Origin of the sequence: Xanthomonas sp. WHRI 7064, assembly GCF_040202355.2 — a bacterium.
Taxonomy (GTDB): Bacteria; Pseudomonadota; Gammaproteobacteria; order Xanthomonadales; family Xanthomonadaceae; genus Xanthomonas; species Xanthomonas arboricola.
Genome location: NZ_CP167821.1, coordinates 4,197,454 through 4,209,874 on the forward strand (window position 1 = coordinate 4,197,454; position 12,421 = coordinate 4,209,874).

General features: G+C 61.1%; 12 protein-coding genes. 5 read left to right on the forward strand and 7 right to left on the reverse strand.

Translation table 11 applies throughout. The features are described from left to right. Positions 1–16 precede the first annotated feature (16 nt). From map to ABQY74_RS17850, 3 genes are all read right to left on the reverse strand, one after another. Positions 17–793 (reverse strand): type I methionyl aminopeptidase, encoded by a 777-nt coding sequence (map, locus tag ABQY74_RS17840; protein ID WP_104570778.1) that lies wholly within the window; start codon positions 791–793, stop codon positions 17–19. After that, on the reverse strand, positions 790–1,002 hold the full coding sequence (locus ABQY74_RS17845; protein WP_349792548.1) for a ParD-like family protein: 213 nt from the start codon (positions 1,000–1,002) through the stop codon (positions 790–792). Before ABQY74_RS17845 ends, map begins: the two co-directional genes overlap by 4 nt. Before the next feature lie 132 nt (positions 1,003–1,134). Next, positions 1,135–2,271 carry an MFS transporter gene (locus ABQY74_RS17850; protein WP_372470103.1) on the reverse strand — a complete coding sequence of 379 codons (1,137 nt, stop codon included), beginning with the start codon at positions 2,269–2,271 and terminating at the stop codon, positions 1,135–1,137. Positions 2,272–2,664: 393 nt separating this feature from the next. Between ABQY74_RS17850 and ABQY74_RS17855 the strand changes: the two genes are divergently transcribed. After that, positions 2,665–3,180 (forward strand): TetR/AcrR family transcriptional regulator, encoded by a 516-nt coding sequence (locus ABQY74_RS17855; RefSeq protein WP_372469954.1) that lies wholly within the window; start codon positions 2,665–2,667, stop codon positions 3,178–3,180. Between the two features lie 71 nt (positions 3,181–3,251). Here ABQY74_RS17855 and ABQY74_RS17860 read toward each other — a convergent pair whose 3' ends face one another. After that, entirely contained in the window at positions 3,252–4,160 is a 909-nt protein-coding gene (locus ABQY74_RS17860; RefSeq protein WP_349792552.1) for a LysR family transcriptional regulator, read from the reverse strand. Positions 4,161–4,273: 113 nt separating this feature from the next. Between ABQY74_RS17860 and ABQY74_RS17865 the strand changes: the two genes are divergently transcribed. The 4 genes from ABQY74_RS17865 (at position 4,274) to ABQY74_RS17880 (ending at position 9,819) form a co-directional block, all read left to right on the forward strand. Further along, a complete protein-coding gene (locus tag ABQY74_RS17865) occupies positions 4,274–5,377 on the forward strand; it encodes an alkene reductase (protein ID WP_349792694.1) in 1,104 nt (367 codons plus the stop codon). Positions 5,378–6,109: 732 nt separating this feature from the next. Further along, on the forward strand, positions 6,110–6,325 hold the full coding sequence (locus ABQY74_RS17870) for a hypothetical protein (RefSeq protein WP_039525035.1): 216 nt from the start codon (positions 6,110–6,112) through the stop codon (positions 6,323–6,325). After that, complete coding sequence (locus ABQY74_RS17875; protein ID WP_039525032.1) at positions 6,322–6,600, forward strand: hypothetical protein; 279 nt, start codon at positions 6,322–6,324, stop codon at positions 6,598–6,600. The genes ABQY74_RS17870 and ABQY74_RS17875 overlap by 4 nt, the downstream gene beginning before the upstream one ends. 963 nt (positions 6,601–7,563) lie before the next feature. After that, complete coding sequence (locus tag ABQY74_RS17880; RefSeq protein ID WP_102583976.1) at positions 7,564–9,819, forward strand: methyl-accepting chemotaxis protein; 2,256 nt, start codon at positions 7,564–7,566, stop codon at positions 9,817–9,819. A 998-nt stretch (positions 9,820–10,817) separates the two neighbouring features. Here ABQY74_RS17880 and ABQY74_RS17885 read toward each other — a convergent pair. The 3 genes from ABQY74_RS17885 to ABQY74_RS17895 all read right to left on the reverse strand — a co-directional run bounded on the left by ABQY74_RS17885 (position 10,818) and on the right by ABQY74_RS17895 (position 12,404). Beyond that, positions 10,818–10,940, reverse strand: a complete 123-nt coding sequence (locus tag ABQY74_RS17885) for a hypothetical protein (protein WP_268987774.1) — start codon at positions 10,938–10,940, stop codon at positions 10,818–10,820. Positions 10,941–11,179: 239 nt separating this feature from the next. Further along, complete coding sequence (locus ABQY74_RS17890) at positions 11,180–11,404, reverse strand: hypothetical protein (protein ID WP_104575006.1); 225 nt, start codon at positions 11,402–11,404, stop codon at positions 11,180–11,182. A 241-nt stretch (positions 11,405–11,645) separates the two neighbouring features. Next, the gene (locus tag ABQY74_RS17895) at positions 11,646–12,404 is read right to left on the reverse strand and encodes a hypothetical protein (RefSeq protein ID WP_104575008.1); all 759 of its coding nucleotides are present in this window, start codon (positions 12,402–12,404) and stop codon (positions 11,646–11,648) included. Positions 12,405–12,421: the final 17 nt, after the last annotated feature.

Sequence of the window (12,421 nt, forward strand, 5' to 3'; positions counted from 1 at the left end):
CCGGGGGACGGCGCGCTCACCCCAGTGCACACAGCGGCTTTTCCCCGGGGCGCAAGGTCAGCACACGCACACCGGTACGCGTGACCGCCACGGTGTGCTCGAACTGCGCCGACAACTTGCCGTCGCGCGTATGCACCGGCCATTGATCCGGCTCGGCGCGGATCGCCGCCCTGCCCTGGTTGATCATTGGCTCGATGGTGAACACCATGCCTTCCTGCAGCTGCATCCCGGTGCCGGCATGCCCGTAGTGCAGGATCTGCGGCTCTTCATGCATCTGCCGGCCGATGCCATGCCCGCAATATTCCTTCACCACGCTGTAGCCCTGCTCACGCGCATGCCGCGCGATCGCATGACCGATGTCGCCCAGCCGCGCGCCCGGACGCACCGCGGCAATCCCCTTCCACATCGCCTGATAGGTGGCCTGCACCAGCCGCCGCGCCGGATAGGCCACCTCGCCCACCAGATACGTCGTGCTGGAGTCGGCGATATAGCCATCCTTTTCCAGCGTGATATCCAGATTGACGATCTGCCCGCTCCGCAGCACGTCCGCGGCCGCGGGCACGCCATGGCACACCACATCATCGATCGAGGCATTGAGCACGAAGGGAAAGTCGTACTGCCCCTTGCTGGCCGGCCGCGCGCCCAGTTCGTCGACAATCATCCGCTCGACGAAGTCGTTGAGTTCCAGCGTGCTGCGGCCTGCCAGCGGCAGCTGATCCAGCGCATGGAACACCTGCGCCAGCAGCGCACCGGCGTTGGCCATCAACGCAATCTCCGCCGGCTGCTTGATCATGTCCGCGCCGGTTTCAGGGATTGCGACCGCACGCCTGCCGCGCGCAGTTCCTGCGCCACGATGTCCTGGAACGAGGATTCCGGATGCATCTCGCACAGCATGCCGACCTTGATCCAGAAAGTGGCCTGCGCGTTGATCGACCGGCTGGTCACCGTGCACGCGCGACGCAGTTGATCGTGCAGTTCGTCATCGATATTGACGATGCCCATGCAAGCTCCAATGTCGTGAATATACGGATCGTATATGAAACGTATAAACACCTGCAATGCCGGCAGTTGCCTGCGGCTGCGCTCGCTGGGTACCAGGCGAACGCAGCCGGGAAGACATCAGGCAGGGCAATGCTAGTGACCGGCAACCGGCGAGCGTGCCCCCGCAGCAAAGCCGTGCTGTCGGGCACGCCATGCAATCAGCAGCCCGATTGCCAGCAGCAAGGCCATGGCAGCCGGAAAGGTCTGCGCGCCCCATTGGTCCAGCAGCACGCCGCCCACCACGCCACCGCCAGCGATGACGCTGTTCCAGGCAACCACATTGAGCGACAGCGCAACATCGGCGCCCTCGCCTGCGCTGTCGGCAAGCGCGGTCTGCAGCAAGGTCGCCGCGCCGCCAAAGGTCAGGCCCCACACCGCCACACAGACGTAGACCACAGGCTGCACGTCTTGCAGCAATGCCAGCACCACTGAGATCGCAAGGAACGTCGCCAACGACACCAATACCGTGCCACGCAGGTGCTGCTCCACCAACTTTGCCGCCACGCCGATGCCGACCAGTGCCGCAACGCCGAAGATCAACAGCAACACGTCAACGCGATGTGCCAGCCCCGCGTGTGCGGCGAACGGCGCCACATAGGTGTACAGGATGTTGTGGGCCAGCATCCACGCCATCACGGTGGCGAGCACCGGGCGCACGCCCGGCGTGCCGAGCACCTTGCGCAACGGCACCCGCTGCGCTGCGGACTGGCCGGGGTAGTCGGGCACCTTCAGCAGCACCCACACGATCAGGATGAGCGTCAGTCCGGACATCGCGGCGAACGCGCTGCGCCAGCCCAGTATGCCGCCCATCCAGGTGCCCAGCGGCACGCCGAGGGAGAGCGCAACCGGCGTACCCACCATCGCAATCGCCATGGCCCTGCCCTGCTGGTCGGGCTGCACCATGCGCCGCGCGTAACCGGCAAGCAGGCTCCACGCCAGGCCTGCCGCTGCGCCGGCAAACAAGCGCGCCACCAGGGTCAGCGTATAACTGGTCGACAATGCGGTGACCGAGTTGAACAGCAGGAAGCCGACGATGGTGAGCAACAGGACGTTACGCCGCCTCCACTGCTGGGTCGCAATGGTCAGCGGAATTGCGGCAATCACCGACCCAAGCGCGTAGGCGGTCACCGTCTGCCCGGCCAGTGCCGGGCTGATACCAAGGCCTGCGGACATCTGCGGCAGCAGTCCTGCCGGCAGGGTTTCGGTCACGATGCAGATGAAACCGGTCATGGCCAGCGCCAACAGCGCGGCGACGGGCAATGGCGGCGGGATCGCGCTGGCAGTGGATGCAGTTGGAGAGGTCACACGCTGTCCTTCATTGGGGAGGGGGGAATGCTGGTCAGACCGCTACATATATATCGATCGATACACATCAAGACCAAAAAAAACAGGTCTTCGTCCTGAGACCTGCCGGTCGGCACCACTGAGGTTCTACATATGTATCGCTCGGTATATATATCTGCAGGGTGGCCGCGTTGTCAATGACATCTGTATCGACTAGTCTTGATGTAGAGATCGGAGGGCGCCATGGCGCAAATGGGACGGCCACGCAGCTTTGACCGTGACGCCGCGGTGGAAGAGGCGCTTCACCTGTTCTGGGAACAGGGCTACGAATCCACCTCGTTGAGCCAGCTCAAGGCCGCGATTGGTGGCGGCATCACCGCGCCCAGCTTCTATGCCGCCTTCGGCTCGAAGGAAGCGCTCTTCAAGGAATGCATGGACCGCTACCTGGCGACCTACGCCAGGGTGACCCACTGCTTGTGGGACGCCGCGCTCGGCCCCAGGCAGGCAGTGGAGCTTGCGCTGCGCCGCTCCGCCAAGATGCAGTGCGAGCGCGGCCACCCGAAGGGCTGCATGGTCACGCTGGGAGTGATGAGCGCGCCGTCGCCGGAGCTTTCGGCACTGTGCGCACCGCTGACGCGCTCGCGCGCACGCACGCGCGCCGGCATCCGCGCCTGCGTGGACCGCGCCATCGCCGGCGGCGAACTCGGGCCTGCCGCGGACGCCGCCGCACTGACCTGCGTGTTCGACAGTTTCCTGCTCGGGCTATCCACGCTGGCCCGGGATGGTATGAGCTTCAAGGCGATGGATGCCGCGATCACGCAGCTCATGGGGCTTTGGGACGCCCAGGCGCGCTAGGTAGGCAGCGCTTCAACCTGTGCGCCGCCGGAGGTATCGATGGCAGCGGCAGCGCGCATCGCTGTGCTGGTCTAGTCGAAGGTGCCGACAGCGGACAGCCGCACCAACTCGTCCACCACGTAGCGCACCTTCGGGCGCAGATGGCGCGTGCGCGGCCACAGCGCGAAGATTTCGATGCAATGGGCCGTGCACTCCTCCAGGACGAGCTGCAGCCTGCCCGACGGGATGTGCGGGCGCACCAGCGAAATCGGCATCTGGCAGATGCCCAGACCTGCGATTGCAGCGTCGATGACCGCGTCGCCGTCATTCAACTGATGCGTTCCTTGCGGCACAAAATCGCTGGCGCTCACCGTGTCGCCAAACCGCCAGCCGACAGGCTGGCCATTGCGGAAGCCGACGATGCTGCGATGCGCCTGCAGGTCCTTGATGGTGCGGGGAGTCCCGTGTGCAGCGAGATACCCAGGTGCGGCGCACAGCACCAGTCGCTGCCGCCCCAGTTTGCGCGCAACCAGGCCGCCGGAGCTTTCAACGCCGCCAAACCGGATCGTCAGGTCGATGCCTTCCTGGGCCGGGTCGATCAGATGGTCGTTGAAAGAAAGCGTGTAGTGAAGATCGGGATGCGCTGCACCGATGCGGAGCAGGATCGGCAGCATGACGTGGCGACCGAAAGACGACGGCATGTCCACGCGCAACCGGCCGCTGGGCAGTGACGACTGAGAGGCCAGGCCAGCTTCTGCGCTGGCGATCTCTTCCAACGCAGCAGCGCATGTCGCGAAATAGGATTCACCATCAGCAGTGAGCGCGATGCGGCGCGTGGTGCGATGGAACAGGCGCACGCCTAGCCGCGTCTCCAGGCGGGCGATCGCCTTGCCTACCGCCGAGCGCGAGATCCCCAGCGACTCGGCCGCCTCGGTGAACGTCCTGGAACGTGCCGCAGTGACGAAGGTGACCAGCCCATTGAGTGTCTCGACAGGGATCATCAGCGGCCTTTTGGGGAATCGATGTCCCTAATGGCGGGACGCCAAGCGCCTTTATGCGCGCCGAAGTCAACCTTACCTTCTTTAGCCTGTCCCCACCAACTAGCGCTCTCCTCATGACATCAACGATTTTCCAACGCTTCGATCTCGGCGACATCCGGCTGCGCAACCGCATCGTCATGGCACCGATGACCCGCGCGCGCAATCCGGGATGCGTGGCGAACGCATTGACGGCCACGTACTACGCTCAACGCGCGAGCGCAGGCCTGATCGTCAGCGAAGGCACTCCCGTCTCGCAGCAAGGCCAGGGCTACATCGATGTGCCCGGCATCTGGTCGCAGGAGCAGGTCGCCGGCTGGAAGATGGTGACCGATGCAGTGCATGCCCAACAGGGCAACATCTTCGCCCAGTTGTGGCATGTGGGCCGCATGTCGCATACCTCGCTGCAGCCCGATGGCGCCGATCCGGTGAGCGCGAGCACGCGCCCGGTGGCATCCAGCTCCAAGAGCTTTGCGTTTATCTACCGCGAAGACGGAACGCGCGGGACGGCTGAGCCCAGCCCGGCGCGTGCGCTTGAGACCGAAGAAGTGCCAGGCATCGTCCGCGATTTCGAGCAGGCGGCACAACGCGCGATCGACGCAGGATTCGACGGCATCGAGATCCATGCCGCCAACGGCTACCTCTTCGAGCAGTTCCTCAACCCGATCACCAATGACCGTGTCGACGCCTACGGCGGTTCGCTGCAGAACAGGGCGCGGCTCATTCTCGAGACCGTGGATGCGGTGGCAGCGCGCATCGGCTCACGCAAGGTGGGGATCCGCCTTGCACCGAACAATCGCCAATTCGACATGCCCGCGTACGCGGAGAGCGAGGCCAGCTACCTCTACCTGGCCGAAGAACTGGCCAAGCGCGAGCTTGCGTATGTGCATCTAAACGACAACCACGCAAACGGCTCGCCGGACATGAGCGAAACATTCCTCGCAGCGTTCAAGCGCACCTACGGCGGCACCGTGATCCTTGCGGGCAAATTGAACCTGGAGCGCGCGGCCCGGTTGATCGATCAGGCAGTGATCGACCTGGCCGCGTTCGGCCAGCCCTTCATTGCAAACCCGGACCTTGTGGCACGTCTGCAGACAGGCGCACCGCTCGCATCGCCGGATCGCGACACTTACTACGGCGGCGGCGCCGAGGGCTACACCGACTATCTGGCCGCAACCTGAAGCACAAGCATCCACCTTCGATGCATCCGCCGGCGGCTGACGCTGCGCGCTGCGATATTCCCCTCCAGAGGAATATCGCAGCGCGCATCGGCGTGCTCCTGCGCCAGGCTGCACCGCGTGTGGCGGTGTGTTTGAGTGACGTGTCTTCCATTGAGCTGGCGGTACGTGTGATCGCCGGCGGCGCGTCATCGGCCAACCTGCCCCAGCCAGCCTTGATGGACCTTCCAATGACCCTCGGTAGCGTGGACATGACAGCACGACAAGCGGCGGCGTGAGAGCCGCTTGCGGTCAGACGGGCGCGTTGGCCAATGCACGCCATTAGAGGTTGGGCGACATGGCAACTGCCTTGACCTTCGGCGCGTGTGCTCGCTCATCGAATACCAGAGCCCAGTCTGAAGATGCGGCAGGCACGACCGAGCACTGCCGCAGGTTCTCGAAATGAGTTCCCCGACTCCAAGGCTTTCTCGTTGACACGTGCCAGGAGCCGGAGCGAGTATTCATGCGTCGCCGCATATTCGGCGACCGGGCTTGGCGGCCTGACTGTCAGCGGCGAAAGCCGCATTGAGCATGCTCTGCGGCTTTTTCGTGCCCGGCGTTGTCTGTTTTTATGGACGGTCGGACGGGGAGGCTGCAAAGCCTGCCGGCGCTGACCCGGTCCGCCAACCCCGTTCGGTCGTCCACCCTGCTTGGCGGCGTGGTGGATGGTTCGCTCATTGAACTGGAGTCAGCACCATGTTCTACAACACCCAACAAGCACCCGCGTCTGTGGCGCGCCAGATCGGCCACCATATCGATCTGATCGCCAACGCTTTCGAATGCAGTCATGCGTGGCTGAACCAGATGGCACGCCTCGTAAGCACAGGCAAGGCCATCCACGCCCTCCCGTTTGCCGACAATAAAGCAGCAATCGCTGCAGTTGATCCCTTGTGCGCGCAGGTGCGGTCATGAGCACTAGCAAACAGTTCCGCGTCTGCACCGGCGTCACCCTCAGCTTCGAAATGATGCAGGGCTATGTGCTGGCCATGCTGCATTCCCACGCGCAGCCTGGTCTGCCGCCGATCCTGATCGCCTGCGAAGCCACGGGCCTTGATGACGTCTTGCCGGGCGGCGATGCGCAGAGCATCGTGCTGGGCCGGCTGCATGTCTGTATGCATGAAGACCAGGCAGTTGACGTCCTCACCTGGCTGCGCAGGCAAGCGCACCGTAACGGAGCGACACGATGACTACCGCACACGCAAACGCTTATCCAGAAGACGCCAACTACGCAATCAGCGAAGAAGAACACGACGTGTCTCGGTAGTTTCCGAGCCACAAAAAAGGCACTTGGGCGCGCGTCCAAGTGCCTGCGTTTCATTGGTGGCCCAGCAGGATCAGGCTAAGACAAAGGACGAGGGCACGCATGGGCGCTGTCAGCGGGACCAACAGCTGCGGGTAAGGGAAATACTTACAGGCATGTTCGCCTATTGCCGATAGCGGCTTGAGGCTTTTCCTATAATGATGGTGTGTCACTCGGCGAGCATCGACAGCCGATCGTCTGACACTGATGTTGGACGAACGTAGGTGCCGCTCATCAAGGAGGATGTCTATTGGGCGTCACCGCAATTCGGCACGTGGGCGATTACCTGCTCACGGCCCACAGCATTTCGTGCGACGGAAAGTTCGTGCCGGAGCTCCTGATTTCCAGGCCCGGCGGCATCACATTGCACCGATGCCAACTCAGAAATGCCACCTTTGCTGATCAGAGCGCAGCGTATGACTATGCCAAGCGCTGGATGGCTACGTGCTACGTGTCGAGCACGGGCTCGGTTAGCGCGCCCTAGCAGCAGGCAGACCTATCCTCTCTTGCTCGGCCAAGTCTTCGTAGCCCCCTCATTGCAGGAAGAGCCGCGCCAAGGCACGAGTTCCCGGGCATGTCGTTTGCGGGTTGGTAACCTAGCTTGTGAACTCCAGGCGGCGCTTTATCAAAGCGTCTGGTCGACGAACACAAGACGTGCCGCCCAGGCATCAAGCCGCCCATATCAGGACCACAGTCAAGATTTCGTGATAGGTGCCGCTAAGCAGTAACACGCACCAAGCAAACTCTACCGGACTGAACGAATCGACTGCCAAGGTAGCGCTTCAGGCTGCCTACTCTCCCCGTTCCCCATCGGCCCTCCCCACCCCCAGCCGCAGCACAAGGCCCCGCCATGCTAACCACGATCAAGAGCAAATTTTTACTAGCATTGTTGGGAACGCTGATTCCAAGCATCGTGCTCTGCCTATTTCTATTGAATAGCCTTCACACTTCCAAGAACAATGTTGGCACGCTCTATAATCGAGACTTCACAGGCTCTGCGCTTGCCAGCAGCATCGACGGTCAACTGACCCGGGTCGACATCAATATACTGCGCATGATTGCTATCGGCACGCCCGAACTGATCGCACAGTGGAAACAGGAGAACGAAAAGCGATTCACTCAAGTGGCTGCCAGCATCGTTGAGCTAAAACATTTGCTAAGCCAGGAAAAGGAACATACGGCTAAGTTGCAAGCAATCACGGCGAGCTATGCGTTGATGCAAGCAGGTATGCAGCGCCAAGTTGAGTTGATCGAAGCTGGCGATATTCCAGGAGGCGCCGAAGTCAATCGGACTCAGGTCAAAGACAATGCCGATGCCACCTTCGCTGGGCTTGCCACACTTCGTGAGGAGCTCGGCAATTCAGCCAAGCTACGTTATCAGCAGCAGCAGGCGGCCAACACGCGCGCAATGACCCTCTCTGCAGTTGCGCTAGCATTGATCACCTTAGCCGGAATCAGCATTGCCTTGATACTTGGCAATGCGATTTCTCGTTCGATCCGAGGGGCCGTGACGGCTGTAGAACACCTGTCAAACGGAGTGCTTAATGTCGACGTCAAGGTCACGGGTAAGGATGAAACCGTGCAACTGGCCAAAGCGGTCTATCGCATACGTGACCGTCTGCAAGGAGTCATTGCGGCGCAGCTAGAGATGGCACGCCAGCACGATGCCGGTGAGATCAGCTATCGCATGGATGAAGAAGCGTTTCCAGGCGAGTATGGCCACATGGTGCGCGACGCCAATGCCTTGGCCAACTCGCACATTGAAATCATGATGCGCTTGGCAAAGATTACAGGACGTTACGCGATTGGCGATCTTTCCGAGGATATGGATCGGCTACCTGGCGAAAAAGCTGTGCTCACCGAAACGATGGACCAGGTCAAGCATAATCTTACAGCGATCAATCAGGAGATAAGTCACCTCGCCTCAGCTGCTGCAGCAGGGGACTTTAGTGTGCGCGGCGATGCCGAGCGTTTCCAGTACGATTTCCGCGTGATGGTGGAGAGCTTGAACCAGCTGATGGCCACCGCCGACACGAACCTGCATTCGCTGTCTTCGCTGCTGCAGTCCATCGCCGCAGGCGACCTGACCGCACGCATGACCGGCGAGTTCAAGGGTGTGTTCGCGCAGATGCGCGATGACGCCAACACCACCGCCGCGCAGCTTGCCGAAATCGTCGGCCGCATCCAGCAGTCGGCAGTGTCGATCAATTCGGCGGCCAGCGAGATTGCCGCCGGCAACCAGGACCTGTCGCAGCGCACCGAACAACAGGCGGCCAACCTGGAAGAAACCGCTGCCTCGATGGAAGAGCTGACCTCCACCGTGCGCCAGAACGCCGAGCACGCACGTCAAGCCAACCAACTGGCGATTGGCGCGGCAGGCGTGGCGTCCCAGGGCGGCGAGATCGTGAGCAAGGTCGTGGGCACCATGGCCGGTATTGAAGCCTCGTCCAAGAAGATTGCCGACATCATCTCGGTCATCGACGGCATCTCGTTCCAGACCAACATCCTGGCCTTGAACGCGGCTGTGGAAGCGGCACGTGCCGGCGAACAGGGTCGCGGATTTGCCGTGGTTGCCTCAGAAGTGCGCACACTGGCCCAGCGCTCCACCGCAGCGGCCAAGGAGATCAAGACCCTGATCGACGATTCGGTCGAGCGGGTCGCCGAAGGCTCGACGCTGGTGCACACGGCAGGCACCACGATGGCCGAGATTGTCGCAAGCGTGCAACGCGTCACCGACATCATGGGTGAGATCTCCGCAGCGTCCCAGGAACAGTCGGCAGGCATCGAGCAGGTCAACACTACGGTCACGCAGATGGACGAAACGACGCAGCAGAACGCAGCCCTGGTTGAGGAAGCGACGGCTGCGGCCCGTTCCATGGAAGAGCAAGCAACGCAGCTCACCGAGGCAGTGGCGGTCTTCAAGATCGAAGAGGGGAAGGCTCTTCCGGTCGGTGCGGGTCATGCCAGGTCAGCCACTGCCAGCTCTGGCGGCAAGAAAGCGGCAGGTCCCCTGAAGACACCCTCAAAGGTTGTTCCGCACCGGGCACCACGCAAACTCGAGCCCATCACTGGCTCGACAGACGGCGCAGGTTGGCAGGAGTTTTGACCCAACCAATGTGGGCTCAGAATCTGGGCCCACTGGCGTTCTGAGCGGACACATCATTCCGCCAGGCCAAGCAAAGGCAAGCGCTTGTCCTGAACGGTCGCGTCCGCTATAAATGGCATGGCGAGCTTAACCATACCGACATAGCGGATGGACAGGCTTGCTCATAGCCAGGCTATGGGTGCGGCCACCGTCTGCGCATAAAAGGACGTCAATGCAAGGGCTGATAAGCGACCTGGAATTGTTGATGGCAGCCTGGGACGCGCAAGCAAAAAGTTTTGAGTCGTGCGATATGCCTGCATCAGCCCTTGCTTTTCGAGAGTGCCGGCGGCGCCTAGGCCTGCTCTTGGCATCGCATCTTGGAACCTCTGGCACACGCCATAGCGAAGTCGATTTCCTTTCTTAGAAGGGTTGCAGGCACGACGCTGCTTAAGCGTCTCGCGGAGTGAACGACCGTCTGTCCCGCGTTCGGCAAGATCAGATTGCCGCTATGGCATTGCTGAAACCATAGGTCTCGCGCCCTGTGGGGTGTCAGGAAATTCTAAGCCGGCCATCATCCCATGGCACCAAGCTGCCTGCGCATCGCTGACGCGCCTAAGTCTTTGCTACACACCGAAGTCACGAGACATCCGACCCGGCTGCCGCCATCGCAGTTTCTGAAGCGTTTCGAAACCACTGCCAGAGGCGCTTTGGTATCAAAGCGATAGAGGACCTTGTTCCCTGGAAACGCATTGATGGCTCCAACGTTCTGGCCGCCAGCTGGCCGCCAGTGATGTATCGAACCTCGGATTCCTCGATCTTCCAGTCCATCCCAGCCTGTTGCTTCCATGTCTCCATAGACTGCTGTCGAGCGAGCTGAGTACCTAGCCCATGCCAGGGCTTTGGGCCGACATAGGCCATTGATTCAAGCAAGTGCATTGTCGTTTCCTAATAGTTGATGGCATAAACGCACAAGGCCCGGACGAGCCGGGCCTTGTAAGAGGTAACGTTGATTGTGCTGATCAGTGATCGAAGAAATCGCTGCAGTTGGGGCAAGTAGACGCCACCGTGCATTTGACGCGCCCCGCCATGAAGGCTGTGACCACCACCATGATGCAGTAGATCAATTCGACCTTGCTCTTCATCATTACGTGCATCCTAAGCTGGCACTGCAATGCGGAGCGCCGAACGCGAAGCAGTTGGCGTACTGCTTCGTTTAGGTAGTATGGGTTTGAAAATATTTTGATCGAGCAATAGCGTTCCGTGAGGCATGGCTCCTTCTAAGCAGAGCTGCTCAGATTTCGCTGAGCTGTAGCCTTTATGAACAAATTTACACCGGCGGTTTCACTGGTCGAGCAGGATGCTGGTAGTAATCGACGCTACCTCAGCTTTGGTCGTCCGTGGCCTTGAGGCCATGCCAGGCCAGGATCTCGTCAACCCGACGCTCAACGAACTTGGCATCGTTCGAACTGAGTGCCTTCGCCTCGATGACCCGAGCCATACCCGCGAACGCCCGCAAGAAGTGGCGGCGATCCGGACTCGATGCCCGTAGTGCTGGCACTGCTGCATCTAAGTGTTCGAGGTGGATACGCAACTTGGCTCTGTCCATAGCCCAGAGTATCGACAGCGCTGTCGCAGCGTCTGAGACACATGACGCATCCCCTGAGAGTAAGGAGCTGGCGGAAGCTGTATGAGTGCCGGCAGGACGCTGCGCAAACGCAGCGCGGGATGAGCGACGTCGATTCCTCGTCGGGCTGAGTTTGCTTGCGCTTGGCCAAACTCGTGAACCATGGGCCTCAAGTCCATCGCGATGTCAGGAAGACCTAAGCCCATCGCCGCCCTATCCGATTTCAACCAGCAGGCACCCGCTCAAACGACGCGATATCGCGTTGTCCATTCAATAGCAGCGAAAGCACGGCGCTGCCATCCGGGCCGATCTGCATACTGGCTTGGCTATCGCTGAGCCGTCGGCAATATCCTCTATCGTTGGCTCCAATCCAGGCAGTTAAAGCGCCCGCATTACGTCCAGCGTAGCGTAATTCCACTTGGCAGTCGCGAGGAGCTCCATAGCGGAGGCGGCCGATGATATCTCCCGGCCTGACCGCGGCTGACACGATCTCTAGTTGTGCGGATATCAGCCCTGCTCCGCGCCAACGTCCAGCTTCGATCAGTCCTACGCTGCCCTGATTAAAGGCAATGACCATTGGCGCCTCGAGCCCTTGCAGGGTGAGTTGTATGCCTGCCGCAGACCCATCTGTCACTTGGATTTGGGCACGTCCGCCAGCCAGCGCGTCGCAGAACTTGCCACTGTTGCACGACAGCAACATGTAACCATCTGCCTGATCTCGCAACTCAAGCGCGCAATTGAAAGGAGGTCCAAACCGCACATCTCCAGTCTGGGGACTGTCGACTCCTGTCGCGCGCCCACTCAGGCGAACGTAGACCGGACCAGCTACGTCGCTGGCGGAAAGCGTTCCTCGCCAGTCACCGGTATGAATGGTGTCTGCAGGCGCCGCCGGAGTTGCCTGAGCTGCAGTCAGCGCCATACAGAGGGCAAGCGCCATAGGAAGGTGGAAGATATGACGCGGACAACGATGTTGACCAGACATTGGAAGCCCCGATAGCA